At 62.2% G+C, this 26,944-nt stretch carries 25 protein-coding genes; 11 read left to right on the top strand and 14 right to left on the bottom strand.

Going from position 1 to position 26,944, the window contains the following annotated elements; genetic code table 11:
- Positions 1–4 precede the first annotated feature (4 nt).
- Complete coding sequence (gene manA, locus HMPREF2635_RS08395) at positions 5–1,252, bottom strand: mannose-6-phosphate isomerase, class I (protein ID WP_070545209.1); 1,248 nt, start codon at positions 1,250–1,252, stop codon at positions 5–7.
- Between the two features lie 15 nt (positions 1,253–1,267).
- Positions 1,268–2,221 (bottom strand): exopolyphosphatase, encoded by a 954-nt coding sequence (locus HMPREF2635_RS08390; protein WP_246819833.1) that lies wholly within the window; start codon positions 2,219–2,221, stop codon positions 1,268–1,270.
- A gap of 29 nt (positions 2,222–2,250) precedes the next feature.
- Here HMPREF2635_RS08390 and cobA point away from each other — a divergent pair, with 29 nt between their 5' ends.
- Complete coding sequence (gene cobA, locus HMPREF2635_RS08385; RefSeq protein WP_070512234.1) at positions 2,251–2,979, top strand: uroporphyrinogen-III C-methyltransferase; 729 nt, start codon at positions 2,251–2,253, stop codon at positions 2,977–2,979.
- Between the two features lie 9 nt (positions 2,980–2,988).
- Here cobA and HMPREF2635_RS08380 read toward each other — a convergent pair whose 3' ends face one another.
- The 4 genes from HMPREF2635_RS08380 to HMPREF2635_RS08365 are packed head-to-tail and all read right to left on the bottom strand — an operon-like array spanning position 2,989 to position 6,602.
- On the bottom strand, positions 2,989–3,984 hold the full coding sequence (locus HMPREF2635_RS08380) for a sulfite exporter TauE/SafE family protein (RefSeq protein ID WP_070512237.1): 996 nt from the start codon (positions 3,982–3,984) through the stop codon (positions 2,989–2,991).
- The gene (locus HMPREF2635_RS08375) at positions 3,977–4,669 is read right to left on the bottom strand and encodes a sirohydrochlorin chelatase (protein ID WP_070512241.1); all 693 of its coding nucleotides are present in this window, start codon (positions 4,667–4,669) and stop codon (positions 3,977–3,979) included. Before HMPREF2635_RS08375 ends, HMPREF2635_RS08380 begins: the two co-directional genes overlap by 8 nt.
- 11 nt (positions 4,670–4,680) lie before the next feature.
- On the bottom strand, positions 4,681–4,935 hold the full coding sequence (locus HMPREF2635_RS08370; protein ID WP_049156060.1) for a hypothetical protein: 255 nt from the start codon (positions 4,933–4,935) through the stop codon (positions 4,681–4,683).
- A complete protein-coding gene (locus HMPREF2635_RS08365; RefSeq protein WP_070512244.1) occupies positions 4,932–6,602 on the bottom strand; it encodes a nitrite/sulfite reductase in 1,671 nt (556 codons plus the stop codon). The genes HMPREF2635_RS08370 and HMPREF2635_RS08365 overlap by 4 nt, the downstream gene beginning before the upstream one ends.
- A gap of 230 nt (positions 6,603–6,832) precedes the next feature.
- On the opposite strand from HMPREF2635_RS08365, the gene HMPREF2635_RS08360 reads away from it, so the two are divergent.
- Positions 6,833–8,185 carry an FAD-dependent oxidoreductase gene (locus HMPREF2635_RS08360; RefSeq protein WP_070512245.1) on the top strand — a complete coding sequence of 451 codons (1,353 nt, stop codon included), beginning with the start codon at positions 6,833–6,835 and terminating at the stop codon, positions 8,183–8,185.
- Positions 8,186–8,315: 130 nt separating this feature from the next.
- Here HMPREF2635_RS08360 and HMPREF2635_RS08355 read toward each other — a convergent pair whose 3' ends face one another.
- Positions 8,316–9,683, bottom strand: coding sequence for a phosphomannomutase/phosphoglucomutase (locus HMPREF2635_RS08355; RefSeq protein ID WP_070512248.1), 1,368 nt, complete (start codon positions 9,681–9,683; stop codon positions 8,316–8,318).
- Positions 9,684–9,731: 48 nt separating this feature from the next.
- Positions 9,732–10,175 carry a DUF3499 domain-containing protein gene (locus HMPREF2635_RS08350; RefSeq protein WP_080975101.1) on the bottom strand — a complete coding sequence of 148 codons (444 nt, stop codon included), beginning with the start codon at positions 10,173–10,175 and terminating at the stop codon, positions 9,732–9,734.
- A gap of 93 nt (positions 10,176–10,268) precedes the next feature.
- On the opposite strand from HMPREF2635_RS08350, the gene HMPREF2635_RS08345 reads away from it, so the two are divergent.
- Positions 10,269–10,739, top strand: coding sequence for a metallopeptidase family protein (locus HMPREF2635_RS08345; protein ID WP_070512251.1), 471 nt, complete (start codon positions 10,269–10,271; stop codon positions 10,737–10,739).
- 96 nt (positions 10,740–10,835) lie between these two features.
- Here the strand turns inward: HMPREF2635_RS08345 and HMPREF2635_RS08340 are convergent, their stop codons facing one another.
- The 3 genes from HMPREF2635_RS08340 to HMPREF2635_RS08330 form a co-directional block, all read right to left on the bottom strand.
- Positions 10,836–11,084, bottom strand: a complete 249-nt coding sequence (locus HMPREF2635_RS08340; protein ID WP_005528147.1) for a WhiB family transcriptional regulator — start codon at positions 11,082–11,084, stop codon at positions 10,836–10,838.
- Between the two features lie 501 nt (positions 11,085–11,585).
- The gene (locus HMPREF2635_RS08335) at positions 11,586–12,680 is read right to left on the bottom strand and encodes a mannose-1-phosphate guanylyltransferase (protein ID WP_049156050.1); all 1,095 of its coding nucleotides are present in this window, start codon (positions 12,678–12,680) and stop codon (positions 11,586–11,588) included.
- Positions 12,681–12,735: 55 nt separating this feature from the next.
- Positions 12,736–13,611, bottom strand: a complete 876-nt coding sequence (locus HMPREF2635_RS08330; protein ID WP_168167658.1) for a glycosyltransferase family 2 protein — start codon at positions 13,609–13,611, stop codon at positions 12,736–12,738.
- An 89-nt stretch (positions 13,612–13,700) separates the two neighbouring features.
- On the opposite strand from HMPREF2635_RS08330, the gene HMPREF2635_RS08325 reads away from it, so the two are divergent.
- From HMPREF2635_RS08325 to HMPREF2635_RS08315, 3 genes are read left to right on the top strand one after another with little or no spacing between them, the layout of a single operon-like run.
- A complete protein-coding gene (locus HMPREF2635_RS08325) occupies positions 13,701–15,353 on the top strand; it encodes an LCP family protein (protein WP_246824866.1) in 1,653 nt (550 codons plus the stop codon).
- 45 nt (positions 15,354–15,398) lie between these two features.
- Entirely contained in the window at positions 15,399–16,109 is a 711-nt protein-coding gene (locus HMPREF2635_RS08320; protein WP_070821586.1) for a TIGR03089 family protein, read from the top strand.
- 24 nt (positions 16,110–16,133) lie between these two features.
- Complete coding sequence (locus tag HMPREF2635_RS08315; protein ID WP_070821585.1) at positions 16,134–16,856, top strand: sulfite exporter TauE/SafE family protein; 723 nt, start codon at positions 16,134–16,136, stop codon at positions 16,854–16,856.
- A 101-nt stretch (positions 16,857–16,957) separates the two neighbouring features.
- Here the strand turns inward: HMPREF2635_RS08315 and HMPREF2635_RS08310 are convergent, their stop codons facing one another.
- Both HMPREF2635_RS08310 and HMPREF2635_RS08305 read right to left on the bottom strand, forming a co-directional pair.
- The gene (locus HMPREF2635_RS08310) at positions 16,958–17,908 is read right to left on the bottom strand and encodes an endonuclease domain-containing protein (RefSeq protein WP_070821593.1); all 951 of its coding nucleotides are present in this window, start codon (positions 17,906–17,908) and stop codon (positions 16,958–16,960) included.
- A gap of 166 nt (positions 17,909–18,074) precedes the next feature.
- Positions 18,075–18,956 carry a LysR family transcriptional regulator gene (locus HMPREF2635_RS08305; RefSeq protein WP_246818616.1) on the bottom strand — a complete coding sequence of 294 codons (882 nt, stop codon included), beginning with the start codon at positions 18,954–18,956 and terminating at the stop codon, positions 18,075–18,077.
- A gap of 129 nt (positions 18,957–19,085) precedes the next feature.
- Here HMPREF2635_RS08305 and HMPREF2635_RS08300 point away from each other — a divergent pair, with 129 nt between their 5' ends.
- From HMPREF2635_RS08300 to HMPREF2635_RS08280, 5 genes are all read left to right on the top strand, one after another.
- On the top strand, positions 19,086–20,771 hold the full coding sequence (locus HMPREF2635_RS08300) for a thiamine pyrophosphate-dependent enzyme (RefSeq protein WP_070821583.1): 1,686 nt from the start codon (positions 19,086–19,088) through the stop codon (positions 20,769–20,771).
- Between the two features lie 12 nt (positions 20,772–20,783).
- Positions 20,784–22,121, top strand: a complete 1,338-nt coding sequence (locus HMPREF2635_RS08295) for an aromatic amino acid transport family protein (RefSeq protein ID WP_070821582.1) — start codon at positions 20,784–20,786, stop codon at positions 22,119–22,121.
- A 13-nt stretch (positions 22,122–22,134) separates the two neighbouring features.
- On the top strand, positions 22,135–23,175 hold the full coding sequence (locus tag HMPREF2635_RS08290) for a histidinol-phosphate transaminase (RefSeq protein WP_070821581.1): 1,041 nt from the start codon (positions 22,135–22,137) through the stop codon (positions 23,173–23,175).
- Positions 23,176–23,325: 150 nt separating this feature from the next.
- On the top strand, positions 23,326–24,702 hold the full coding sequence (locus HMPREF2635_RS08285) for an NAD-dependent succinate-semialdehyde dehydrogenase (RefSeq protein WP_070821580.1): 1,377 nt from the start codon (positions 23,326–23,328) through the stop codon (positions 24,700–24,702).
- 9 nt (positions 24,703–24,711) lie between these two features.
- Positions 24,712–25,485, top strand: coding sequence for a nuclear transport factor 2 family protein (locus HMPREF2635_RS08280; protein ID WP_070821579.1), 774 nt, complete (start codon positions 24,712–24,714; stop codon positions 25,483–25,485).
- Positions 25,486–25,710: 225 nt separating this feature from the next.
- Here HMPREF2635_RS08280 and HMPREF2635_RS08275 read toward each other — a convergent pair whose 3' ends face one another.
- The gene (locus HMPREF2635_RS08275) at positions 25,711–26,940 is read right to left on the bottom strand and encodes an aromatic amino acid transport family protein (protein ID WP_070821578.1); all 1,230 of its coding nucleotides are present in this window, start codon (positions 26,938–26,940) and stop codon (positions 25,711–25,713) included.
- Positions 26,941–26,944 lie beyond the last annotated feature (4 nt).

Here is a 26,944-nt window from a genome sequence, read left to right as displayed (position 1 = left end):
AGCTCTAGACGCGAGCGACAAATACCTCCGCGCCTTCGGCCTTCGCGGCACGGATCGTGACGGCTGGGTCGCTGGCTGGAATCCATGCTGCGTGGCCAGCGCTAAAGTCCACGCTCTCCCCCTCGTCGTTGCTCACCGTGGCCGCGCCAGCGGTGCACAGCAGGATCATCGGGCCATCGCTGTCTACCTCGGCGGAGTCCGCACCCGAAAGCTCCACGCGGTCCAGCAAGAATTCCCCAATCGGCACCGGGTAGGCCCACGCCGTGGCGCCCGTAATGCTGCCTGTTGCTTCCTTTTCAGCTGCATCTGCGTGCGCTACTTGCTCCACTCGCGGATCCTCTGCCGCCTGATACGTCAGGACCTTGACCAGTTCAGGGACGTCAACGAACTTCGGGGTCAGGCCGCCGCGCAGCACGTTGTCCGAGTTGGCCATGATCTCCACGCCCAGACCAGACACATAGGCGTGCAGCTGTCCGGCGTCGAGGTAGATCGCCTCACCCGGCTGCAAGACGATGTGGTTCAGCAGCAGCGCGCCCAGCACGCCGATGTCCCCCGGGTACTGCTCGTTGATCTTCGACACGGTCCCCATCACGGTAGACATCCACGGCTCACCGGCTTGGCTTTCGCGCAGGCGCTCGCCCGCGGCTACCACCGCGCTGATAAGCTCCTTGCGCTTAGCGCTGGGGATAGTGATCCACGTGGTAAACAGCGCGCGGAGGCTGTCGCCTTCAGCAGCGGGGTCCGGATCGAGCATGCCCTCGTAGTGCGCGAGCTCTTCGCAGTCCAAAGCCGCGAAGAGGCTGCGGGTCTGCGAGAGGGGGCGGAAGCCCGCCATGGCGTAAAACTCTGTGAGTGCCACGATGAGCTCCGGCTTGTGGTTGTCATCCTTGTAGTTGCGGTTGGCCGCCGTGAGTTCGATACCCTCCGCGTTCTCGCGGGCAAAGCCTTCCTCGGCCTGTTGCTTGGACGGGTGCGCCTGCAGCGACAGCGGCTCGGCGGCAGCCAGGATCTTCAACAGGAAGGGCAGTCCGGCTCCGTACGTTTCCGCTACCCGCTTGCCCAGTTGTCCTTGCGGATCCGCGGCGATGATCTCATCCAGCTTCTCGCCATCCACCGTCGAGGGATCAGCCGGGTGCGCGCCGAACCACAGCTCAGCCACCGGGCTATTAGCTTCCGGCTCGCCGAGCAGCGTGGGGATCAGCGTGCGCGAACCCCACGAGTAGTTGCGGGCAGCGCTGGTGAGCAACTTCATTGACTTCCTCTGTTTCTATTTCACGTCGTAGGCGGTCGCGGCATAACTGCGCGTAATCAACTGCAGCGCGCGGGCCAATTCCCCACAGGAGGTGTCGGCGCTCGCCGCTGCGAAAGAATGGGGAAGGTTCGCCTCTTCCTGTCCCCATAAAACAACTCTCAAGGGTACCAAAGGCTCTTCCGCTTCAAACGGGTCATAGAAGATGTCAGTCTGGTCTGTCTGCAGAATCGGCCCTAAGCCTTCCGCATCAACAACGGTCCCTCCCAGCCCGTGGGCTGCCCACAGCTCACCGGCCATGCGGGCGACAAGCGCGCCGAAGTGCACGCGCGTGCGCTCTTCTGACAGCGCATAGGGATCAGGCCCGCTGCTGTGGATGACCCGGCCGCCGTCCACGAACTCACGCAACGCGCGCCCAGGGTTCGTCGTGGAGTCACGTTGCGGGGATAGTGCTTCCAGCTCACGGTCCACGGCATCGGCGACGTCCTCCACGCGACGAGAAACGAGAACTGGGTCTTCGCTCAGCACCGCGTACACCGCGTGCACGGCTGTAATCACGCGCACCGGGGAGATACCTTCGGCGGTGGGCAAAGTGTCTATGACGATGGTGTCTTCGGGCGCGTCCTCAATCTCATTGAGGAGGACGGTCGTGGCACCCCGGCGCGCAGCAGTATGCAGCGCGCGCTCCACCCACGGGCTATCCCCCGCCACCACCACGACGTCGAGGGCACCAGTAAAGCGCGGCAGTGATTCGCTGACCATGATGGGGACTTCAGCGGGCTCAGCTAGGCCCACAGCAACGTGAGCGGCAGCGCGGGAAACTTGGTCGGCGGCAAGGATGACGAGGCTTCGCGGACGGAGTCCGCCCAGCACGCGAGCAAGCTCCGGCACGGATGCAGCCACCACGCGCGCTTGGGCGCCTTCGTGGGCGATGTCAAAGAAGCCCACGGTTTCGGGGTCATAGGAAGTCATAGGCCCGAGCATAGCTAGGATGAGTGGCCATGAGCATTCATCCGGTAGTCCTTGTTGGCGGCGGCCCTGGCGCGTGGGATCTCATCACCGTGCGCGGCATGCGCGCGCTGCAGGAAGCCGATGTCGTCGTGGCCGATCACCTCGGCCCCACCGCCCAGCTAGATAAGCTGTGCGATATTAATGCCAAGGAGCTTATCGACGTCTCCAAGATCCCCTACCGCGCCCAAGTGGCCCAGGAGCGTATCAACGAGATTCTGGTTGAGAACGCCCGCCAGGGGCGCCGCGTGGTCCGCCTCAAAGGCGGGGACCCGTATGTGTTTGGGCGTGGCTTCGAGGAGCTCACGGCGCTTACCGAAGCGGGTATCCCGGTGGAGGTCGTCCCCGGGGTGACCTCGGCGGTCGCGGTGCCCGCCCTGGCGGGCACTCCGGTGACGCACCGCGGCGTCGTTCATGCCTTCACTGTGGTCTCCGGGCACCTGCCGCCCGGCCACCCCAAGTCCTTGGTGGATTGGGCAGCACTGGCGCAGTCCGGGGCTACCTTGTCCGTCATCATGGGCGTCAAAAACGCGGCCGCCATCGCCGCTGCGCTGATCGACGCCTCCCTCTCCCCCCACACCCCCGTGCGCATCATCCAGGAAGGCTCCCTCGATGGCGAGCGGGCCTTCAGCTGCGAGCTCGCGGAGCTGGGGGCCACCATGGAGGAGCACTCGGTGGCTCCCCCGGCGGTCATCGTCATCGGTGAGGTTGCTGGGCTCTAGCCCCGAGTTCTACTCAACTCCGACGCGCTCTTCCTCCGATTCCGCGGAGCTGCCTGCATGGGCGCCCTCGCGGCCAGTTGGCTCCGTCGTTTCAACGACACGACTGCCACCGCGTTGCTGCGAAGCAGCATCCCCCTCCGAGCTCTGTGCAGACCGGGCCCGGCGCTGGTTCGCCCAGACCGTGAGAGCAACACCGAGGACCAGCGCAGCGACCTGCAGAAGAAGGATCTGCTGATGCGCCAGCGCCCACCCTAGGGCCTTCGGAATGTTGAGCGTCACGATAGCCGTGCCCACGAAGCCTCCAAGGAGCGTGGGGTTAATGCGGGAGATGAGCCACGCCGCAATCGGTGCGGTGATCATCCCACCGATAAGCAACGCTACAACCGCGGCAGCGTTAGCCACGATCTCCTCCCAGAGGCCAACGATGAAGCCCGCCGTGGCGCCAAAAGTGACGAGGAATTCTGCGGTGTTGACGGTGCCGACGATGCGCCGCGGCTGCTCGCGGCCGACCGCCATGAGCGTCGAGGTGGAAATCGGGCCCCAGCCACCGCCGCCCGAAGCATCGACGAAGCCTCCCACCACGCCGAGCCCCGCGAGAAAAGGAGTGGAGTGCTGTCGGGTCTCCTGCGATGTACTGATCCGTGGGCGTGAGAAGCGCCAGACTAGGTTGATGCCGAGGACCACGAGAATAGCGGAGGTCACGGGCGCGGCAGCCTCGAGCGAGAGGTTAGACAGAACCGTCGCTCCAATGAAGGCCGACAAACCTCCCGGCACGCCGAGCTTGAGCACCGTGGGCCAATGCACGTTGCCAAAACGCCAGTGGCTGATTCCCGAGACCAAGGTGGTGCCTAGCTCCGAGGTGTGCACCACGGCGGAGGCCGTCGCCGGTCCCAAACCCGCCAGCAGCAGGATGGTGGTGGAAGTGACGCCGAAGCCCATGCCGATGCCGCCGTCGACAAGCTGCGCGGCAGCACCCGCAATCGCGATGAGGATGAGGCTACGCATGGGCCACCTCCGCATAACGGTGGGAAACAATGCCGGCGAGCGCCTCACCCAGCGGAGGGAGAACCTGCCGGGACTCCCCGCCCCTGTGCCCTGCATCCTCGTCGAGGCGATCTAAGAGCAGGCCGGGGCTCACAAAGAGTGGCACGACGACCTCCTGATTGCCATCTGAGCCAACGGGCTCGCGCTCACCGCGCGTGGCATAGGCGACCTTCGCCGTGCAACCGGCAAGCTCGCCGACACGACGCGCTAAATCAGCGACGGCGGCGTTGGCACGCTCATCGGAGGAGCCGACAGAATAGACGACAACGGTGTCTGTCCCCTCGGGAACGCGCTCAGCCAGCAACCGCGCCATGTCCTCGCCGGTACCGAGGCCACGGGCTTGATGAAGGCGCACTCCGGACGCCACAGAGGCCTGGGCCAGAGCGGCAGGAACGTCGATGCGCTGGTGGTAGCCCTCGGTAAAGAGCAGAGGCACAACGACCGCCTCGCGTACCCCTTGCGCTGCTAGGCTGCGCGCCGCCTCATCGAGCGGCGGGTCATTGAATTCCAAGTGTGCGGCGGTAGCCGGCACCCCGGCTAGCTCGCCAGCGGCGTGGGTCAGGGCCATAACGTTCGCTGCGGCCTCGGGGTGGCGTGAGCCGTGAGACAGGGTTAGTAAAGCAGTAGTAGCGGTCGGGGCGGTCATGGTGTGTTTCCTTAAGTGTGAGCTTTCGCGGTGGAGTGGCCGCGGCGAGCGAGAGAGCGCTGCAGCGCCTCCGCGGAGGAGACCGCCGGCGCAGGCGCTACGGGGGCATCGTCTTGGCCGTGGAAGCGTACGGAAAAGATGCGGAGGCATTCTTCGCACTTCCAGGCAAAATCATCTTCCTCATCGGGAAACAGGTTTGTTCCGGCGCAGTAGGGACAAAAGGCTGGGTGGTTACGGTTGGGGTTGGGCTGGCGGCGGAAATTCACTGCAGGTCCTCCTCGTCCGCGCGCAGGACCCAGTGGCGGAACTGTTCGCCGTCTTCGCGCTGCTCCTTATATTTATTGACCAAGCGGATGACGTAGTCGGGCACTTCGTCGGCCACCACCTTGTGTCCGCGCAACTTGCGGCCCCAGTCCGGGGATAGGCCGAGGGCACCGCCCAGGTGGACCTGGAAGCCTTCGACGCGGTTGCCATCGGCATCGGTCACGATCTGTCCCTTGAGGCCAATATCCGATACCTGCGAGCGTGCGCAGGCGTTGGGGCAGCCGTTGAGGGCGACGGACAGGGGGACGTCGAGATCGCCGAGGGTATCTTCCAGGATGTCGACGAGCTCGATGGCGCGGGCCTTGGTGGTCACGTGCGCGAGCTTACAAAACTCCAGCCCGGTGCAGGAGATGACGCCGCGGCGGAACTCCGAGGGTTTTGAGTACAAGCCGGTCTCATCCAAGGCGCGGGACAGGGCAGGGATATCCTCTTCTTCCACGTCGAGGAAGAGAAGCTCCTTCATCGGAGTCGTGCGGATGCGGTTGATTCCGAATTTCTCGGCCACGTCGGCGATGGCGATGAGCTGCTCACCGGTGGCATGCCCCACGGTGGGCTTGACGCCCACGTAGAACTTGCCGTCCCGCTGGCGGTGCACGCCGAGGTGGTCGCGGTTGCCAGGGGCGATGGGGAGCGGGAGGCCGTCGAGAAGCGGCGCGTCCAGATACTCCTCTTCTAAGACCCTGCGGAACTTCTCAATGCCCCACTGCGCCACCAAGAATTTCAGGCGCGCGCGGTTGCGGTTTCGGCGGAAGCCATAGTCACGGAAGATGCGAGCCACACCGGCCCATACTTCTGGAACACGCTCAAGCGGAATCCATGCCCCGAGGGATTGCGAGAGCATCGGGTTGGTGGACAGGCCTCCGCCCACGAAGCAGTCGAAGCCCGGCCCGTACTCAGGGTGCTCGGTGCCAACAAAAGCGATGTCCTGGATTTCGTGCGTCACGTCCTGCCGGGAGTTGCCAGAAATAGCGGTCTTAAACTTGCGTGGGAGGTTGTGGAACTCCTCGCGCGGGAGGTAGTCATTCTTGATCTCCTCGATGGCCGGGGTGGCGTCGATAATTTCGTCAGCAGCCACTCCCGCTACCGGTGAGCCCAGGATGACACGGGGGACGTCGCCGCAGCCCAGCAAGGTATCCAAACCAACAGAGCGCAGTTTCTCCCAAATGGCGGGGACATCCTCAATCTGGATCCAGTGCAGCTGGATGTTCTGGCGGTCCGTAAAGTCCGCGGTGGAGCGCGCATAGTCGCGCGAAATCTCTCCTACCGCGCGCAGTTTGGCGGGATCCGCGCGGCCTCCGTCGAAGCGCACGCGCATCATGAAGTACTCATCCTGCAGCTCGGTATTGCTGAGCTTGGAGGTCATCTCCCCGCCCAGGTTCTGGTTGCGCTGGGTGTACAGGCCCAGCCACTTGAAACGGGGAGCGAGATCCTCGGCGGGGATGGAAGAAAATCCCTGCTTGGAATAGATATCGATAACGCGCTGGCGCACGGCCAGGGCATCGTCGGCCTGCTTGATCTCCTCGTCGGAGTTCAGCGGCGCGGTGCCATCAATCTTCCACTGGCCTTCTGGCTTCTTTGCGCGGGCTGGTCGCTTCGTCGCGGTGGTCATAATCTGCTGCCTTTCGTCGGATAGTGAAAACCTACCGGTCTAGCTAAACCAGACAAAGCGGTCTTTTTTATTTTCTTCCGAATATGCAAAGCACGCTGGGTTTATGCCACAATGTTCTCCGAATGTAATTAGGCCTAGTTGCCCTACAGCAGACAAGCCGGTTCAATGAAACCCACGCTTGTTTTAAAACTAAGCTTTCGTTAGTTACCACAACATTCCGAAAGGCCATCATGACCCAGCAGCCCCTGAAAGTAGCCGTCATCGGCGCCGGCCCAGCCGGCATCTACGCCTCCGACATCCTGGTGAAGAAGACCGGCGGCAACGTTCAGATCGATCTCATCGAGCAGATGCCCGCCCCCTTCGGGCTCATCCGCTACGGCGTGGCTCCGGACCACCCGCGCATTAAGGGAATCATCAACTCCCTGCACCGCGTGCTCGACACCGAACAGATTCGCCTTCTGTCCAACATCAACGTGGGCCGCGATGTCACCGTCTCCGAACTCGAGGAGTACTACGACGCCATCGTCTTCGCCACCGGCGCCGTCGGCGACTTGGGCATGCAGATCCCAGGCTCTGATCTCGAGGGTATCCACGGTGCGGGCGAATTCGTCGGCTTCTACGACGGCAACCCACGCTTCGAGCGCTCCTGGGATCTCTCCGCCACGGACGTCGCGGTAATCGGCGTGGGCAACGTCGGCCTCGACGTCGCCCGCATCCTGGCCAAGACCGGCGATGAACTCAAGGAATCCACCGAGATTCCCGACAACGTCTACGAGTCCCTGGCCAAGAACCAGGCCACCACCGTCCGCGTCTTCGGCCGCCGCGGCCCGGCTCAGGCCAAGTTCACCCCGCTGGAGCTCAAGGAGCTCGACCACTCCCCGACCATCAACGTGGTGGTGGACCCGGAGGATATCGACTACGACGAAGCCTCCCTCAAGGCCCGCGAAGAGGCCAAGTCCTGCGACCTGGTGTGCCAGACCCTGGAAGGCTACGCCATCCGCGAGCCGAAGGACGCCCCGCACACCCTGCAGATCCACCTCTTCGAGCAGCCGGTGGAGTTCATCGGCGAAAACGGCAAGGTGACTGCCGTGAAGACCGAGCGCACCGCACTCAACGGCGATGGTTCCGTCTCCGGCACCGGCAAGTTCACCGAGTGGCCGGCTCAGGCCGTCTACCTGGCTGTGGGCTACCGCTCCGATGCCATTGAGGGTGTCCCCTTCAATAAGCAGAAGAACGTCATCAACAACGACGGCGGCCACGTGATTGACCTCGACGGTGAGGTCGTGCCGGGCCTGTACACCACCGGCTGGATCAAGCGCGGCCCGGTGGGGCTTATCGGCAACACCAAGTCCGATGCCACGGAGACCATCGGCATGCTGCTTGCCGACGCCGAAGCAGGCAACCTCTCCCACACCCGTGACGAGGACATCGTCGAGCTCTTCGAGTCCAAGGGCCTTGAGCACCTGACCTGGGAGGGCTGGAAGAAGCTCGACGCCGCCGAGCGCGCCCTGGGTGAGGCCGAGGGCCGCGAGCGCAAGAAGTTCGTCGAGTGGGAAGAGATGGTCAACCACTCGCGCGACTAAGCCGGCTCGACCCAAATTAAAACTGCCCTATCTGACGAAGTTATCGCTCCCGCCGCAATGAACGCGGGAAAAATCGTCAGATAGGGCAGTTTTTCTTCAAGGAATTAGTGTGAAGGCACGTGCCTTCACGCTAGGCGCGGATGATGGCGAGCACCTCGTCGACGATGGTCTGCACCTCGTCAGCGGTCTTGGCCTCAACGTTGAGGCGCAGCAGCGGCTCAGTGTTGGAGGCGCGGACGTTGAACCACGCGTCGGTGCCCTTCAGCTGTACGGTCACGCCATCGAGTTCGTCGACGGACTCAATCTTGTCCGCCAACTCATCGAGCACGCGCTGCGTTGTAGCCTTCTGGTCATCCACGGTGGAGTTGATCTCCCCCGAGGCCTCGTAGCGTGAGTACTGCGCCATGAGCTCGCTCAGTGGCTTGTCCTGCTCACCCAGAGCAGCCAGTACGTGCATGGCAGCGAGCATGCCGGAGTCCGCATTCCAGAACTCCTGGAAGTAGTAGTGCGCGGAGTGCTCGCCACCAAAGACCGCCTTCTCCTTGGCCATCTGGGCCTTGATGAAGGAATGGCCCACGCGGGTACGCACGGCCTTGCCGCCCTTCTCCGCGATGAGCTCCGGAACGGTCTTGGACGTAATCAGGTTATGGATGACGGTGGCGCCGGGGAACTTGTCCAGGTAGCGCTCCGCCACCAGCGCACAGATGGCGGACGGCGGCACCGGCTGGCCCTTCTCGTCCACCACGAAGCAGCGATCGGCATCGCCGTCGAAAGCCAGGCCAATATCCGCCTTCTGCTCAACGGTGAACTTTTGCAGATCCACTAGGTTCTTCGGATCCAGTGGGTTGGCCTCGTGGTTGGGGAAGGTGCCGTCCAGCTCAAAGTAGAGGTCACGCACGTCGAAAGGCAGGCCTTCAAAGACCGCCGGGACGGTGTGGCCACCCATGCCGTTTGCGGCGTCGACAGCCACGACCAGTGGGCGGGAGTTCTCCAGCGGCACCAAGCCGCGCAGGAAGGCAGCATAATCGCCGAGCACCTCGCGCTCAGTCACGGTGCCTGGCTCGCCGTCGAAGGCCGGGGTGCCGTCGATCAGCATGTCCTTAATCTGCTCCAGGCCGGTCTCCTGGCCCACCGGAACAGCACCCGCGCGGCACAGCTTGATGCCGTTGTACTTAGCTGGGTTGTGGGAGGCGGTGAACATAGCGCCCGCACAATTCAGGTGGCCAGCAGCAAAATACAGCTCATCGGTCGACGTCAGGCCGAGCTGGATGACATTGAGGCCCTGCGCGGCAGCGCCCTCCGCAAAAGCGGCGGCCAGCTGCGGGGAGGACGGTCGCATATCGTGGCCTACCGCCACGGTGGTCTCCCCTTCTTCACGGAGGATGGCGGCGAAGGCCGCGCCGGTATCGCGCACGAGGGCGTCATCGATATCCTCGCCCACGACGCCACGGACGTCATAGGCCTTGATCACTGCATTGAGCTGTTCACGAGTTCGCATAGCCCACAAGCATACCCCGGTCGGACGCGGTGATCCGCGTCCGACGGGCTACTCGGCGTCCGGCACCACCGTCAGGTGTGCGCGGCGGCGCTGGCGGGCGTCGTGGACGCGGCGTGTACGGAACACAGGGTGATTCGAGTTCCGCGGATCGGCGCCGTCGAAGGTAGCGGAGTAGTCAATGGGATCGGCACCGGAGCCGGCTGTGGAATCATCCACCAAGCCAGTGGTCACTCGCCCGGCCTCCCGGACGGCTTCGGCGAGCGCTGTGAGGTCATCATCCTCATCAAGCTCGATGCGATCAACACGCACCATCTCCCAACCTTGCGGGGCGGTGATGCGGGCGCTGTGCTTTTCGCACAGGTCCCAAGCGTGGGGATCGGTTTCTTCGGAGAGCGGACCCACGACGGCGGTTTGCTGCGCGTAGGCATAGGTCAACGTCGCCACGGCGGGACGGCCGCAGCCGGGGCGGGAGCAATGGCGAGAGCTAGTCACGCGCCCAAGTCTAAACCCTAACTTGAGATTTAGATAGTCCAACGCGGCGCGCCTCGCCACAACCCTCCTTCAGCCCGGCCTAAACTAAGCCGCATGAGCACGCCCCGCCCGCATATCCGCCCGGCCCGCCACCGCCACGGCCGCGGTGCACGTGGGCCGCTGCTGCCACACAACACGCCGCGCTATCGCAGCAGCGCCGAGCGCTTCGATATGGCGGTGCTCGAGGCCTACGCCCCCATCCATAACGCTTTTGCTGAACAGCTCACCGGGCTCGACCTTGCCGTTGATACCGTGCCCCGGATGCGCCTGTCGGTAGACATGACAGTCATGCCGGATGAGATCATCGCCGACGGCCCCGTTCCACTAGGGCGCATCGTGCCTGCGGGCGTGGATTCCGCCGGTCAGCCTACGCGCGCCCGCCTGGTTATTTTCCGCATGCCCATTGAGGAGCGCGTGCAGTCGGCACAGGAGCGCGAGGAACTGCTATCGACCGTGCTTACCGCACTAGTGGCCAATTACCTGAACGTCGATCCCGGAGACATCGATCCGCGCTTTACCTGGTAAACCACTCCTGAAAACCCATCGCTCCCCCTCACCGCTGGGACTGAGGGCCCAAACGATAGGGGGAGCGATGACGCTGCACTACTAGATCCGCTGCGCTTAACCGATCTCACGCTTTAATCGGCGGCGCTCACGGTCTGACAAGCCGCCCCAAATTCCAAAGCGCTCATCGTGCTCCAAAGCATATTCGAGGCATTCATCCCGCACTGCACAGGCCTGGCAAATGCGCTTAGCCTCGCGCGTCGATCCTCCCTTTTCTGGGAAGAAAGCTTCCGGGTCCGTCTGGGCGCACAGCGCCTGGTCTTGCCACTCCTGCTCGACGGCACCAAAGAGTTCATCGAGCGACATCTCTGCAGCAGCACCGCCACGGAGAATAGCGCTGTTATTCGTTGTATTGTCCACGCCGCTTCCTTTCTCCGAGGTCGTTTCTCTCTTGATTCAGTGGCACCGACCCTACACCGAAACAATTTCTCGGTGCCGCGCCCGCCGTGCCGTTGATTACACTGATGTCATTTCACACCGGATCACTAAATATCGTCAACCTGTCGCGGAAGATTTTTGTTGGGCTCCAGCGAAAACGCTGTACAGCATCCCCAACTTTCACATCAGTCACAGATCTCCTAGTTAAGGGGTGATCATCGGGGGTACTACATGTAGTGGCCACCCCCGACCCTGTGAACAATTCCAAGGTTTCTTCGGCGTGTCGCCACCCAGTCGGGCAAAACACATGGATCTCATTCGCACCATAAAAACCATGCGTCACGGCATGAAAAGAGGCGCCGGGAAGATAACTTCCCAGCGCCAAGACCTGTGCCTATCCCCAGGCTTTGCCCCAGCTAGCTGAGGTGTTTAGGCATCCGAGCTAAAACGCACGCCGGCGTCCGGAATGCTCACACCTGGGAAGACGCGCATGCCGCCCTGCAGCTCGCAACGCGCGCCGATGGTGGCACCTTCGCCGATGACGCAGTTGTCGATGTGCGCGTTGGCACCAATGTGCGCGCCCGAGGCAATGATGGAGTTGTTAATGATGGCGCCCGGCTCGATAGTGACGCCATCGAAGACCACTGTGCCGTCCAAGCGGCAGCCCGCCCCAATCACGGAACCGCGGCCCACGGCCGTGCCGGACAGCAGCAGTACGCCACCGGCGATACCCGCAGACTCATCCACGACAGACTCACCCGTGCGCCCCACCAACAGCGGCGAATGCGCGATACCGCGCACCAAGTCGGAGGAGCCGCGGACGAAATCATCCGGGCGGCCCATATCGCGCCAGTAGGAGTTATCCACGTGGCCTACCACCAGGCGGCCGGACTCCAGCAGCTGCGGGAAGGTCTCGCGCTCCACGGAGACCACGCGGCCAGCCGGAATCGTCTCGATGACATCCTTCTTGAACACGTAGCAACCGGCGTTGATCTGGTTCGTCGGCGGATCCTCGGTCTTTTCCAAGAAGGCCGTTACTCGGCCCTCGGAATCGGTAGGAACGCAGCCAAAGGCACGGGGATCAGCGACGTTGAGCAGGTGCATCGTCACGTCGGCGTCCTTGGAATGATGCGTATCGAGGATGCCGTTGAGATCCATGCCGGACAAAACGTCGCCGTTGAACACCATGACCGTGTCCTGGCGCAGCTTGTCATAGACGTTGCGGATACCGCCGCCGGTACCCAGCGCGGTCTCCTCCACCACGTACTCAATTTCCAGGCCCAGATCGGAGCCATCCCCGAAGTACTCCTCAAAGACCTCCGCCTTATAAGAAGTGGAGAGCACCACGTGCTCAATCCCGGCTTCCTTGATACGGGCGAGCAGGTGCTGGAGGAATGGGTAGTTGGCCGTGGGCAACATCGGCTTCGGCGTGCCAATCGTCAGCGGGCGCAGGCGGGTGCCGCGACCTCCCACTAGAATGACGGCATCGGCCGTCGATCCCCACTGGGGCGCTGATTCAGTCATATCGTTCCTTAATCTCTTTCAGATAAGTCACCGTTAGTGTATAGGCGCGCCTGACTCAGGAGCCGTCGCGGCACGCGCTTAAAATCAGCCCGCGCACCCGCAGCCCCAACCACAAGGCCGCGCGCAGCGGCGCCTGGTACCAGTGCGGGTGCCTATCCGCTTGGAAGCGGTAAGCGGAATCGTGGTGGGCGCGCAGCATGGCGCCGCGATGCGCCTTCGTCGAGTGGCCCTTAGCGTGGGTAATCACCGCCGTCGGGCACAGGATGTTGCGCCAGCCGGCGCGAGTGAAGCGGTCCCCTAAGTCCACGTCCTCCAAATACATGAAGTAGCGCTCATCAAAGCCACCAATCTGTTCAAAAGCCTCCCAGCGCACCAGAAGGCAAGAACCGGAGAGCCAGCCGGCTGGGCGCTCGCTGTCCATATCGGCGTCATCGCGATAGGCGCGCGACCACGGATTGGACGGCCAAATAGTTCCGAACAGCGCGTGGCCGATACCCGTGAGCAGCGTCGGTACGGCGCGCGCCGAGGGGTAGTTGCTACCATCCGGCTCCACGATGCGCGGGCCCACCGCCGCGGCATCCGGGTGGCGGCGCGCACAAGCGATCAGCTCATCCAGGGATCCCTCGCTAAATGTCACGTCCGGGTTGGCAATGAGGAAGAACTCGTCATCAACGCCGTGCGCACGGGCGAATCGCGCGCCGGCATTCATTCCGGCGCCGTAGCCGATGTTTCCTCCAGTATCGAGGAATTCCACGTCCTCATGCTCCCGCGCGGCGGCTTCCGGCACCCCATCGGTTGAGCCATTGTCGGCGAGGACGGTGAGGGTAGCAAGGGACGTCGCCAAGCGCAGCGACTCCAGGAAGTCGCTGAGGTAGCGGCCAGGCGAAAAGGTCACCGTGACCACGGCCAGGGGTTTCTGTATATTCTTCACGATGTTCTTGAGAGTACCCAACGCCGGCGTGCGCACGCGCCCGCGACACTGCTTCACGGTTTTGCAGCGAGCTCACTTAAACTAGTCCCGTGACTTCCCCGAATTCCCCGCGCGCCGCCCGCCACATTCAGGCCGCGCCCTCGCAGTCCGCGCCCACCGCCCAACGAGGATCGACGCCACTCAAGGCCGTCGTCGCCTTCCTATCCGCAGTGGTCCTCGTGCTCTCCGGCGTGGGTTACTTCACCGTGGGCAAGCTGGGAAATGACATCTCCTCCGCCTCCAATCTGGCACTCGGCAACCAGGGCGGCTTTAAGGACAACGGCATCGATGGCGCGGTCGATATCTTGCTCGTGGGCAAGGACTCACGCACCGATGCCAAGGGGAATCCCCTCTCCGAACAAGAGCTGGCGGACCTGCATGCCGGTGTGGATGAGGGCGAGGAAAACACCGACACCATCATGGTGATCCGCATCCCCAACGATGGCTCGCGAGCTACTGCGGTATCCATCCCGCGCGACACCTACGTCCACGACGAGGACTTCGGAAACACCAAAATAAACGCCGTCTTTGCCCTGCACAAAGCAGACAAGATGGAACAGCTGCAGCAGGAAAACGCAGAAGCCGAAGCAGCTGGTGAGAAGCCGCCCCATACCGAAAAGGAAATGGAGAAGGAGAGCACCGAGGCCGGCCGCGCTGGTCTCATTTCGATGGTGCACAAGCTCACTGATGTCAACGTCGACCACTACGCTGAGGTGGGTCTCTTGGGCTTCGTGCTGCTTACCGACGCCGTCGGGGGCGTCGACGTCTGCCTCAACGACGCCGTCGATGATCCGATGTCGGGCGCCAAATTCCCGGCTGGGCGCCAAACCTTGCAGGGCTCCGAGGGCCTGTCCTTCGTGCGGCAGCGCTATGAGCTACCGCGCGGTGACCTTGACCGCATCGTGCGCCAGCAGGCCTACATGGCATCGCTGACGTCGAAGGTGCTGGATTCGGGCACGTTGACCTCTCCGGGCAAGCTCAACAAGATTGCTGATGCCGTTGAGCGCTCCGTAGTCATCGACGACGGTTGGGACATCATGGGCTTTGCCACCCAGCTGGCCGGGCTAGCTGGCGGCAACGTGACGTTTACAACGATCCCGGTGACCTCCATTACCGGCGTTGGTGACTACGGCGAATCGGTGGTGACCATCGATACCGCGGAGGTACACCGCTTCATGGATGATTTGGCCAAGTCCCAGGAGAAGGCTGAGGAAGAAAAGAAGTCTGAGGATACCCCAGCCGACCAGGAAGGTGAAGACGGCGAAAAGCCCGTGGCCGAGGACCTCAACCTCCACGTCCTCAACGCCGGCACCGTCGACGGCATGGCCGGTGGAATCGGCGCATGGTTGAAGAACGTGGGCTACACCGTTGAGCGCACCGCCAACGCGCAGTCGGGTCTATACACCGAATCGCAGATTGTTGCCGCAGATGCCAACGACGAGCGCGCCCTAGCCCTAGCCGAGCAGCTCGGTGGCCTGCCGGTCACGGCCAACGAGGAGCTCGAGCCGGACACCTTCATCGTGGTGGCTACGGATGACTACTCCGGCCCGAAGGATGACTCCGCGCAGGAAGAAGAGGCTGCTGCGGAGCCCGACCAAGGCGGCGATACTCAGCAGGTAGGTACCCCAGGCGATGACTTCGGTACCGCGGAGGTTTCGCCTGAGATCGACGCGGGCGGCGATGGCCCGCGCTGCGTGAACTAAAGACACCGTGGCGGGCTTGGCGCCCGCCACCTACGATGGGCGGACATGGAACTCCTACAGCATCTCCTGTCCGCCGATGCCTCCGCTCCCCGCCTCAGTGTGTACAACGAAACTGACGGCACCCGCATGGACTTCTCGGCGCAAACGCTGGAGAACTGGACCTCCAAGATTGCCAACATGTTGCTGGAAGAGCTCGACCTCGAACCACAATCGGATTCCCGCATCCTCATCGACCTTCCCGTGTCCTGGCAGGCCGCAGTGATTGCACTCGGGGCACTAGCCGCCGGAATCCCCTTTGACATTACGGATGGCGCGGCTGCTGCAGAGCCACACGCCGATGATGTCGCCGTGTTTTTCACCTCTCCGGAGGCCTACCTCAAGGCTGCGGCGGACGCGGGCTCCGGCTCTGCATCGGCCCCACTGGTCGACACGGTTCTGGTCACGCAGGATCCTTTTGGCCGCGGCGTTGTCGAAAGCGGCGGCGAACTGCCACTGGGTACCATCGACTTCGGCCCCACGGTGCGCTTCTACGGCGATCACTTCTACGGCACCACTACCCCGCTACCGGAGCTTTTCCCCACCGAGTTGGGCGCTGAGCGCGTGCTTTCACAGGGCTGGACGGACAGCGCCTCCTTCCAGCACGCAGTACTCGAACCACTGGCTGCGGGCGGCTCCGCCGTCATTGTGGCGGGCCTGTGCTCGGCCGACCGCTTGGAGGACATCGCAGACAACGAGAAGGTCACCGTCCGCTCCTAAACGCCGTCATGAGATAGTAGAGCAATGTTCAGCTGGCTGTATATCTTCATCGGCGTGCTCATCCTCGTGGGCACAATCTGCCAGGGAACCATCGGTTTTGGGCTGGGCACCATCGCCACCCCCATCTTGGCGCTCATCAAGCCGGAGCTGGTTCCCACGCTCATCCTCCTGCTGGCATTCGTCATCTCAACTACCACGATGCTCAAAGCACGCTCGGCGGTGTCCTGGGACATCGTGGCCATTTCTTCCATCGCGCGTATTCCCGGCTCGCTCGCGGGTGCGTGGGCGATTGCTTCCCTCTCCCACCGCGGGCTCTCCCTTTTCATCGGCTGCGCCGTCATCTTTGCCATGACCTTGTCCAGCCTCGGCTGGTCTCCCAAGCGCACCACCGCCAACATTGCTGTCGCGGGTGCTGCTTCCGGGTTTCTGGGTACGTCGACGTCCATCGGTGGCCCGCCCATGGCGCTGGTACTCAAGGGTTATGACCCAGCCCGCATACGCGGCACCCTGTCGGGCACCTTCATCATCGGCTGCACCATCTCGCTGGCAATCTTGGGTTTGAGCGGGCAAATCACTAGCCTACAGCTCACCGCCGCCGCGGCCTACCTGCCGGTAGCCATCGTGGGCCTCATCGCCGCTGGCTACCTTAACCGTTTCATCAACGCCAAGGTACTCAACCGCATCGTTCTTATCGTGGCCATCAGCGCGGCCTTAGCGCTCATTGTTGAGGGGCTGGTTGCTGCCTAGCGCCCGCGACCCGCTTTCGGGTTCAACTGCCGGGCTCACGCTTCACACTGCCCGTCCTGACAAAGTTCTCGCCTACGCCTCAAGATCTGGCAATAACTTCGTCACCTAGGGCAGTTGGGTGGCTCCGGAAAGTCTGGCGGTTGCGGGTAATCGGGCGGCTCAGGCAAGTCGGGCGGTAAATACCCGAAGTGCTCGCTGTATTCCCATGGCTTTGGTTTAGGAGGCAGCACGCCCTCATGCCAGAAACCAATAAATTTGAAGTAGCGCTTCTCAAAGTCCGGATTCCTGGCATTAGCTATCTGGTCGATGACATAGTCCAGATGATGAGCCACGCAATGACCTGTGTAGCGCAGCGTTAACCACCCAATCAGTGCGCCCTCGTTGTTCTTCCAATGGTCCCGCAACCATGACGCTTGCTGGGAATGGAATTTCATCCCGTTGATTTCTACCGCGACCTTGAGCTCTGGGAGCACGATGTCCCAAGTGTAGTGACCGATAACAACGTTGCACTCGACCTTGAGCCCGCGCCTTTTCAAGCCTCTTGCCACCTTGACCTCCGCACCAGAATCTGTGAACAACGCAGCTTGCTCCAGCATGCGCTGACTGGCAACGGGGACAACTTTGAGCGCTTCGCGGTGACTATCCAAGCGAGCACGTCCTGCCTTCGAGGAATAGATGGACTCAAACACGCGAATCCCCAGTTCAGGACTAACTGACTTCATAGCGACAAGAGGATTAAGAATCCGGATCCCAGACGAGGTAACAAAACTTTCGATGCTCACCCGCGAGTGCACATAAAAAGTTGATGCCGGCATTCTCTCCACGCTGGCTAGCCTCAGCGGAAAAGTGACAGGCTCGCCAAGGAGCACCTGCGCAGCCGTTGTTCCTGTCGCCTTAAGGAATGGCCGGTGCTCCTGTAACAGCTTCAATAGTTCTAATGGCTCGGGCCTGCCCCAGACATAGAGCCCCTTGGCCAGTCGCGTTACCTCTCCTCGGCGCACGCGAGTTGCAAGCGCACCTTTAGACAGATCGCGCACAATGCCGTGTTTCATGTCATTTCCCCCGTTAAGCTCCAAGGTAACACGGTTCACCACTGAGTGCTGAGCAACTGCCATTGCTGCCAAAGTTATCGCTTCTGATTCAGGATCTGCCCAGAAGTTTGGCAACTGGGGCAGTTATCCACTGCGAAACGAAGCGCCCAGCACTAAGAAAACCATCTCAGCGAAGCGACCCCGCAATAAAACTACGGAAGCGCTCAGCAATCTGCGCAATTTCCTGCCCCGCGAAGTGCCCCGGGGACCACGCCGCCACCAGCGGCACACCGCCCAGAGTCCGTTCACCATCGACCACGTCGAAACCCACCAGCCGCGCCGGCTGCAGTTCTGTCATCAAGGCCACGGCCCGGCCCGAGCGGGCCAAGGCGCTCAAGGTTGCGGTGTCATCGCACTCGACATGCGAGCCCAAGGCACAGCCAGCCGTGCCCACGAAGGAATCCACCACCCCACGGGACACGCTGCGACGCGAAGGCAGAGCCACCTTTTCTTGCAATAACCTTTTAACGTCCACGCTGGTCGAACCCGCGCACTCCAGCGCCAATGGGTGCGTCGGCAGCACCCAGGCGCGCACCGGAATCGTGCCCAACGCCAATGAGGCCACGTCATTGCCCGGCGGGATGGTGGCAATCACCACGTCGGCGGAGCCTTCCAGCGCGTCGAAGACGTCGTAGTGCGTAACCGGGGTCGTGGTGAGCAGTGGGATAGTCGAGCCAGCGGCCTCGATAAAGGGCGCAAGCAGAGTCGAAATCGTCGTCGGCGTAGCAGCCACGCGCAGCGCCGGGATACTGCCCGCGCGGAGTGCCTCCACCGCCTGCCCGGCGCGCGCGGATTCGGCGAGGAGGCGGCGGCACGTCGGAATGAGAGCGTGTGCCGCGTCGCTGAGCGCCAGTGCGGAACCGGCCCGCACGAAAAGCTCCAGGTCCAGCTCCTTTTCAAAGCGCCGCAGCTGCCGGCTCAGCGCCGGCTGGGTAATGCCCAGGCGCTCCGCGGCGGCAGTCACCGTGCCAGCTTCGGCAACCGCAAGGAAATATTTGGCCTTCACCATGTCCATTCCCTTACTTCTACCACTACCAATGCCTTGAGGGTATGGCTTTCCAGCTTTTTCGACATTAGACAACATGGCATCACCAAAGAATAATGAGACCACTACCACAACAACCCCAGGGAGGTTTCCATGTCACACGTCGGCGCCGCCATTGCCGAATCCCTCGCCGCGCACAACGTCACCCGCGCATTCCTCGTGCCCGGCGAAAGCTTCCTGCCCGTGCTCGACGGCCTCTACGATTCCCCCGTGAAGGCCATCGTCTGCCGCCACGAAGGCGGTGCCACCTACATGGCTGAAGCCCACGGCAAAGCCACCGGACAGCCCGGCGTCGCCATGGTCACCCGCGGCCCCGGCGCGGCCAACGCCTACGTGGGCATCCACACCGCCTGGCAGGACGCCACACCACTCGTCCTCTTCGTGGGCCTCATCCCCACCTCGGATCGTGACCGCGAGTCCTTCCAGGAATTCGATCCCAAGGCGTGGTTCGGCACCCAGGCCAAGCAGGTCTTTGTCCTCGACGATCCGTCGCGCGCCTCCCGCGTCGTGGCCGAAGCCTTCTTCCAAGCCCAGCAGGGCCGCCCCGGCCCCGTCATCGTGGGCCTGCCGGAGGATATTCTCCACCAGGAGTTCACCGGCAGCATCCACCCACCCATCCCGGTTTCGGAGGGCGCGCTTTCCGACGAGCACCTGGACCTCCTCTCCCGCGAGCTGAGCCGCGCAGAGCGCCCACTCATTTTCGCCGGCGGCCCGCGCTGGACCCCGGAGGCCGCTGAAAAGATCACTCGCTTCGCCGAAGAGCACCGCATCCCGATCATTCAAGACTTCCGCGCCGCTGACCGCGTGCCTTTCGACTCCCCCGCCAACGCCGGCTGGCTCGGCTATGGGCGCGACCCACGCGCGGCGCAACTTTTGGAAGCTGCCTCCCTCGTCATCGAAGTCGGTGCCGTTCTCGGTGATGTTCCTACCGACGGTTACACCTTGCGCCAGTCACCGCAGGCACGCAACATCGCCATCAACCCCGATACCAGTCTGCGAGGCCACTCGGTGGCGCTGGTAGAGCACATCGTGGCGAGCCCCGTGGCCTTCGCTCACACCCTGGACCGCCTGAGCGTCGAGGGCAAGGACAAGCGCGGCGAGTGGTTCGACACCGCGCACGCGAACCACCTCGACTTCGCCACCCTCCCCGAGCCCGCGGACTATCGTCCCGGTAAAGAAGGCACCGCCCACATGGAGGCCGTCTTCGCCGCGCTGCACGAGCAGCTGCCGAAGGATTCCATCTACACCTTCGGCGCCGGCAACCACTGCATCTGGGCCCAGCAGTTCCTGCGCTCGCAGGTCTACCCCTCCCAGTTCAGCGTGCGCAACGGCTCGATGGGCTACTCCATCCCGGCCGCAGTGGCCACCAAACTGCAGTTCCCGGAGCGCACCGTCGTCACCATTGCTGGCGACGGCGAATACCTCATGAACGGCCAAGAACTGGCCACCGCGCTGCAATACGGCGCGCCTTTTCTCATCATCGTCATGTCCAATGGCGAGTTCGGAACCATCCGCGATCACCAGAAGAAGCACTTCCCCGACCGCGTTTCCGGCACGCAGCTTGTCAACCCGGATTTCGCGGCGGTTGCCCGCGGCTTCGGCGCCCACGGCGAGCTCATCACTGATGACGCCCAGGTACCGGAGGCCGTGGCCCGCGCCCTGCGCGCCATCGCCGAGGACGGCGTACCAGCGCTTCTCAACGTCATCACCGACCAGGCCCATTCCCTGCCTATCCCGCCCTCCCCGGTTTTACACACCGACGAAACGCCCACCAGCTAAAGGAGGCTCACCATGAGCACGACACATACTCCTCCAACTTCGAATGCCGTACCCGCTAGCCAGCTGAAGGAAGGCGAGCACATTGTGGGCGATGGGGTCGTCGCCAAGCAGCGCCCCGCTGCCTCCACCGCATCGTGGATCATTACGCTCTTCGGCACCGCCGTGGGTGCTGGCATCCTCTTCCTGCCGCTGAATGCCGGCGGTTTCGGGTTCTGGCCGCTGGTCTTTGCCACGGTCTTCATCTTCCCCTTGGTGTACTTTTCGCACCGGACCTATGCACGCATTGTTGCGGGTGCGCCCACGGAGGACCACGGCAAGGACATCCTCGAGTTGGTCTCCCAGTATCTGGGCAAGGGCCAAGGAATCGTCTTCGCGGTGCTGTACTGGATCACGGTCTTTTCCACCGTCCTCATCTACGGTGTCTCCATCACCAACGCGGTGGATAGCTTCATTGTCAACCAGCTGGGCGGGCCGTCGCTCGACCGGTGGCTGCTGGCCATGCTCTGCGTGGGCGTGATGACCGGTGCCTTCGCCATCGGCCGCAAGCCGATGATCTGGCTGGCCCAGGTGTTGGTCTACCCGCTGATTATCGCCCTGGCCGTCACCTCCATCTACCTCATCCCGCGCTGGGACCTCCAGAGCTTCATCCATTTCGATGACGGCTCGAATGGCTACGGCGGCATCATCAAGGGCATCTTCCTCATCCTGCCGGTGCTGGTCTTCTCCTTCTCCCACATGGCGGCGCTGTCGCAGTTCGCCATCGACATGCAGCCGCAATACGGCGAGAAGACCGAAAAGCGCGTTTCCCGCACGGAGTTCTACACCGCTATCCTGCTCGTCGTCTTCACCATGTTCTTTGTATGGTCCTGCGTCCTCGCACTCGGCGCCGACGGCATGAATGAGGCCCTCGAGCAAAACATCCCGGTGCTCTCCTATTTCGCCAACGTCACTGGCACTCCGTTCATGGCTTACATGGCCCCCATCGTGGTCATCTGCGCCATCGTCTCCTCCTACTTCGGCCACATGCTCGGTACCGAAGAAGGCACGGAGTACCTGCTGAAGAACGCTGCGCCGAAGCTGGCGGAGAAGGTCTCGCACCGCACGCTGCTCAACATCATTTATCTCATCGCCTTCGTGTGCACCACGCTCGTGGCGATCTTTAACCCCTCCATCATTTCCATGATTTCGGTTGTCTCCGGTGTCTTCGTGGCGTTCATCGTCTACCTGGTTCCGGTGTATATGTTCAAGAAACTGGACGTGTACAAGCAATTCCGCAATGACCCGTGGAACTACTTCGTCTTCGGCATGGGCCTGCTGATTATGGCCGTGACCATCTGGGACATGATTTAGAAAGGACGTGAAAATGCTTCGTAATGATCTCTCAAGCTTCCCCGAGTACAAGGTGGGCAAGGACTTCCCCAACGCGCTCAAGCTCTCATCCAATGAGGTCCCCTTCCCACCCGCCGAGGACATTATTGCCGCGGTTGCCGACGCCGCCCGCACCACCAACCGCTACCAGCAGCCCGGCAGCCTGGAGCTCACCAACGCCTTGTGCAATTACCTGGGGGTTCCGGCGGATCACATCTTCGTCTCTGCGGGCTCCACGCCCATCCTGCAGGCCACCATCTTGGCGTCCTGCCACACCGGCGATGAGGTCATCGTGCCTTGGCGCAGCTTTGAGGCTTACCCCCTCTACGTGCGCATGGCCGGCGCGGAACCGATTCTGGTCCCGCTCACGGAGGATTACCGCGTCGATTTGGAGGCAGTCCTTGCCGCCCTGACGGAGAAGACCAAGCTCATCATCCTGTGCAACCCCAACAACCCGACGGGCACGGTCATCACGCGCGGTGAATTCCGCGCCTTCATGGACCGGGTGCCCGAGGATGTCGTGGTCCTGCTGGATGAGGCCTACTGGGAGTACAACGACGCCCCAGATACCCCAGATTCAGTCGAGGAATACCAGCGCTACCCCAACCTGCTCGGCGTACGCACCTTCTCCAAGGCATGGGGCTTGGCCGGCATGCGCGTGGGCTACGCGGTGGCTGGCCCAGAAATCATCAATGCTCTGCAGCTGCTCTCCCTGCCGCTGACGGTGACCGCCATGGCAGAAACTGCCGCCGTGGAGGTGCTCAAGCGCCATGACGAGCTTGACGACGCCGTTGAGATCACCAAGGCACAACGCGACCGCGTCTGCGCGGAACTGGGAGCTGAGAAGTCCTACGGCAACTTTGTCTGGCTGCCGCGCGCGGATGCCGCGGAGGTGGAGACGAAGATGCTTGATGAAGGCGTGGTCATCCGCCGCTACCTCGATGAGGGCGTGCGCGTGTCCATCACGGACGAAGCAGAAACTACCCAGTTCTTGGAGGCCTGGCGCCGCGCGGGGATTCAACCTTGGCGGGGCTAGGCGGCCTCCTTTCACTCCCCCTCAGCCCAAGTACCCCCTAAGCCCATACTGAGACAAATGACATAAAACGCAAGAACCTTGCAATAAGTCACATTCAGCCCCATAATGGGGCGCAACCCATACACACTTCAATCATTGGAGGATGAAGCAATGTCCGGATTTCGCGTAGAAAACCCCGCTACCGGTGAGGTTCTCGAGACTTTTGATCACGCTACTGACCAGGAGGTCCTGGCCGCTGTCGACTCCGCGCACGAGGCATTCCTCAGCTGGCGCGAGACCCCGATCGAGGAGCGCGCCAAGGTAGTCACGCGCGTTGCCGAGCTCTTCGAAGAGCGCAAGGATGAGCTCGCAGAGATCATCGCTACCGAAATGGGCAAGCCGATCTCCGAGGGCCTCGAGGAAGCCGAATTCAGCGGTGCCATCTTTGCTTACTACGCCGACAATGGCCCCAAGTTTGCTGCCGACGAGGAAATCCCGGTCGAGATGGACGGCAAGGGATACATCCAGCGCCTCCCCATCGGCGCTCTGCTGGGCATCATGCCGTGGAACTTCCCTTACTACCAGGTCGCGCGCTTCGCTGCCCCGAACCTGATGCTGGGCAACACCATCGTCTTGAAGCACGCCACCATCTGCCCGCGCTCCGCGCTTGCCATCCAGAAGATCATGGATGACGCCGGTGTTCCCAAGGGCGTCTACACCAACGTCTTCGCTACCCATGAGCAGGCGGAGAAGATCATCGAACACAAGGAGCTGCGAGGCGTGTCCCTCACCGGCTCCGAGCGCGCTGGTGCTGCGGTAGGCTCCCTGGCTGCGAAGAACCTCAAGAAGGCAGTACTGGAGCTCGGTGGATCCGATCCTTATGTCATCCTTGACACCGATGACGTCAAGCAGGCAGCCAAGGATGCGTGGGAGACCCGCATGTACAACACCGGCCAGGCGTGCAACTCCAACAAGCGCCTGATCGTGATGGAGGATATCTACGACGAGTTCGTCGCTGAGCTGGTCGAGCTCGCGAAGGCCATGAAGCCGGGTACCCCGCAGGAGGCTTCCGAGACCGTCTACACCCCGTTGTCTTCGCGCAGCGCGGCAGAAAACCTCAAGGATCAGATCGACCGCATCGTGGCCGCCGGCGCCACCCTGCACGTCGGCGGTGAGCTTGCGGATGAGAAGTCTTCCTACTTCAGCCCCGCCGTGCTGACCGATGTCCCGGTTGGCTCTGATGTCTACTACGAAGAACTCTTCGGCCCCGTGGCGACCGTGTTCAAGGTCAGCAGCGACGAAGAGGCTCTCGAGCTGGCCAACGACACCCAGTACGGCCTGGGCGGTTGCGTCTTCTCCAAGGACGTCGAGCGCGCTGAGAAGATTGCCCAGCGCCTGGAGGTCGGCATGTCCAACGTCAACACCTACGCGGCGGAGGGCGCCGAGGTCCCGTTCGGTGGTGTGAAGAACTCCGGCTACGGCCGCGAGCTGGGCCCCTACGGTATGGATGAGTTCGTCAACAAGCGCACCTACTTCGTGGCCAACTAAGGAGATCCCATGACGTCACTAGGAAACTTCGTTCTCGAGGCCCACACCGCGCTTTTCGACGGCCACGATACCTCCGTCCTGGACAAGCACTTCGCCGACAACTTCGTGGAGCACTCTCCCCTCATCGCTAATGATGCAGAAGGTCTCAAGAAGTTTGTCACGGATCTGGGCGAGGGCCTGAAGTACACCAACGCCCGGGTGATTGCCGACGAAGCCAACGGCCTCGTCGCTTTGCATGGTCGCTTCGACGGCATCGAGGATGAGCCCTTCGTCGGTTTCGATATTTACCGCGTCGAGGGAGACAAGATTGTCGAGCACTGGGACAACCTCGTTCCCCTGGCAGAACCGAACGCAAGCGGCCGCACGCAGCTCGATGGCGCTACCGAGATCGGTGATGAGAGCCTCACCGAGCAGAACCGAGAGTTCGTCATCGAGTTCTTCACCCGCTCGCTCATCGGCGCTGATTACTCCGGCTTCATCGACAACACCCGTGATGATCAGTTTGCCCAGCACTCCCCTGATATCGCCGATGGCGCTCAGAACTGTGTCGATTTCCTCACCAAGCTGCAGGAGGATGGCGAAGGTCTAGAGTATGAGCGCATCCACCGCACGGTTGCACAAGGACAGTTCGTTCTGACCCATTCCGAAGGCAGCATCGCTGGTGCGCGCCATTCCTATTGCGAGCTGTGGCGCGTCGAGGACGGCAAGCTCGTCGAAATGTGGGATGCCATTTCTGAGGTCCCGTCCGATGACGAGGCGCTTCATAAGCACGGCATCTTCTAGGCCGTAGCCTCAGTTGCAAACCTAGGCAGCATGCCGAAAGGCTGGGCCGCTCCTTGATATGGGGAGCAGCCCAGCCTTTTCGTGTTTTCGGCATGGTCTAGTTCCAGGGCCGGGCTACAACTGCCCGTTCTGCCAAAACCAACGCTCCTGACTCAAGATCTGGCCCGAGCTTTGGCAACTAGGCGAGTTCGTCGCGTCTAAAAGTGCCGCATCTAAAAGCCGGCCCTAAGCCCAGCCTGCCGGCACCAACCCGAGGATGGAAATGATCGAGTAGATGAAGGCCAAGACATAAACCACGATGATGGTGCCCTGAATTACCGGGTGTGCGAGTCCGCCCACGTTCCAACCCGGGTCGCGGTCGCCCTTCTTACGGGAGGCGTGCAGCAGCATCACCGGGATGACGGACATGATGGCGCCCGCGAAGCCACCGGCATAGGACAATGCCGCAACGAAGCCGCCGAGGCCAGCAATGGAAATCACCAATGGCGGAACAACCGTCAGCGCCACCGCTACGATGCGCTGTCCCTTCACGCCTTCCCAGTGGAAGATGTCCAAGACGTTGCGCATGGTGGTAAAACCAATCGCCAAGAACGAAGTCAGCATGGCAGCCAGCGCAAAGATATTGGCCATGTAGTAGGCCACTGGACCAAGGGCCTCACCCCAGGCAATGGTCACCACCTCGGTGACCTCCATGCCAAGCAGACCAAGGGCGGCAAAAGGAACCAACGCCAAGGTAAAGCCCGTCACCACCATGCCGAGCACAATTGCCCGCGCGGTCTGCTGCGGCTTAGCCGGGTCCATTCCTTGTACCAGCTCCGGAACCACATACTGCGCCAGGAAGGAGAACACCGCGAGGTTCAGAATCGGGACGATGAAGAAGGGATGAAGAACCAGCAGGTTCTCAGCCTTGATACCCGGTCCCAGGATTGTCCATCCACACAGCACCGCGATAATGATCGCCATACCGGCAGTGATGGCTCCCTCAGCTGCACCCGTGGTGTGCAGGCCGCGGTACATCACCCACGAACCGAAGCCGAAGAAGATCAGCGTGCCGAGTAGCGGCGGCAACCCGAAGATGTTGTTGATCAAGTCACCCGAACCAGCAGCATAGGCAATCAGCGCACCGATGCCGTTGACGATGATGGCCACGAAAACCAACCAGCGGCCCCACTGCCCTAGGTAATGCTCCGCCAATCCGGAAACCTGCAGCGGCGCCTTGGTGCGCATGGCTGTCTCCGCCACGTACAGCATGGAAATGGTCGTGAGGGTGCCTGCTATCAGCAAAGCGATAACGAGTGCGAGGAACCCTCCGTTGCGGGCAGCATAAGGAATAGAGAGGACACCAGCACCGATGTTGGTGCCGAAGATGAGGGCGATGCCCTGCACGAAGGACAGCGCGGGCTTGAATTCCTTCGTGGATTCATCCTTCTGCGGCACAGAAATGTTGTTGGACAAAGAC

The organism is Corynebacterium sp. HMSC035E02 (assembly GCF_001836065.1).
GTDB lineage: Bacteria > Actinomycetota > Actinomycetes > Mycobacteriales > Mycobacteriaceae > Corynebacterium > Corynebacterium hiratae.
The sequence above is the reverse complement of the archived record's forward strand: the minus strand, read 5'-3'. Positions and strand labels throughout refer to the sequence as shown.

Coding starts and splice junctions, on each gene's coding strand:
- manA (WP_070545209.1), bottom strand. CDS start 1,252: ATGAAGTTGCTCACCAGCGCTGCCCGCAACTACTCGTGGGGTTCGCGC.
- HMPREF2635_RS08390 (WP_246819833.1), bottom strand. CDS start 2,221: ATGACTTCCTATGACCCCGAAACCGTGGGCTTCTTTGACATCGCCCAC.
- cobA (WP_070512234.1), top strand. CDS start 2,251: ATGAGCATTCATCCGGTAGTCCTTGTTGGCGGCGGCCCTGGCGCGTGG.
- HMPREF2635_RS08380 (WP_070512237.1), bottom strand. CDS start 3,984: ATGCGTAGCCTCATCCTCATCGCGATTGCGGGTGCTGCCGCGCAGCTT.
- HMPREF2635_RS08375 (WP_070512241.1), bottom strand. CDS start 4,669: ATGACCGCCCCGACCGCTACTACTGCTTTACTAACCCTGTCTCACGGC.
- HMPREF2635_RS08365 (WP_070512244.1), bottom strand. CDS start 6,602: ATGACCACCGCGACGAAGCGACCAGCCCGCGCAAAGAAGCCAGAAGGC.
- HMPREF2635_RS08360 (WP_070512245.1), top strand. CDS start 6,833: ATGACCCAGCAGCCCCTGAAAGTAGCCGTCATCGGCGCCGGCCCAGCC.
- HMPREF2635_RS08355 (WP_070512248.1), bottom strand. CDS start 9,683: ATGCGAACTCGTGAACAGCTCAATGCAGTGATCAAGGCCTATGACGTC.
- HMPREF2635_RS08345 (WP_070512251.1), top strand. CDS start 10,269: ATGAGCACGCCCCGCCCGCATATCCGCCCGGCCCGCCACCGCCACGGC.
- HMPREF2635_RS08340 (WP_005528147.1), bottom strand. CDS start 11,084: ATGTCGCTCGATGAACTCTTTGGTGCCGTCGAGCAGGAGTGGCAAGAC.
- HMPREF2635_RS08335 (WP_049156050.1), bottom strand. CDS start 12,680: ATGACTGAATCAGCGCCCCAGTGGGGATCGACGGCCGATGCCGTCATT.
- HMPREF2635_RS08320 (WP_070821586.1), top strand. CDS start 15,399: ATGGAACTCCTACAGCATCTCCTGTCCGCCGATGCCTCCGCTCCCCGC.
- HMPREF2635_RS08315 (WP_070821585.1), top strand. CDS start 16,134: ATGTTCAGCTGGCTGTATATCTTCATCGGCGTGCTCATCCTCGTGGGC.
- HMPREF2635_RS08310 (WP_070821593.1), bottom strand. CDS start 17,908: ATGAAACACGGCATTGTGCGCGATCTGTCTAAAGGTGCGCTTGCAACT.
- HMPREF2635_RS08305 (WP_246818616.1), bottom strand. CDS start 18,956: ATGGTGAAGGCCAAATATTTCCTTGCGGTTGCCGAAGCTGGCACGGTG.
- HMPREF2635_RS08300 (WP_070821583.1), top strand. CDS start 19,086: ATGTCACACGTCGGCGCCGCCATTGCCGAATCCCTCGCCGCGCACAAC.
- HMPREF2635_RS08295 (WP_070821582.1), top strand. CDS start 20,784: ATGAGCACGACACATACTCCTCCAACTTCGAATGCCGTACCCGCTAGC.
- HMPREF2635_RS08290 (WP_070821581.1), top strand. CDS start 22,135: ATGCTTCGTAATGATCTCTCAAGCTTCCCCGAGTACAAGGTGGGCAAG.
- HMPREF2635_RS08285 (WP_070821580.1), top strand. CDS start 23,326: ATGTCCGGATTTCGCGTAGAAAACCCCGCTACCGGTGAGGTTCTCGAG.
- HMPREF2635_RS08280 (WP_070821579.1), top strand. CDS start 24,712: ATGACGTCACTAGGAAACTTCGTTCTCGAGGCCCACACCGCGCTTTTC.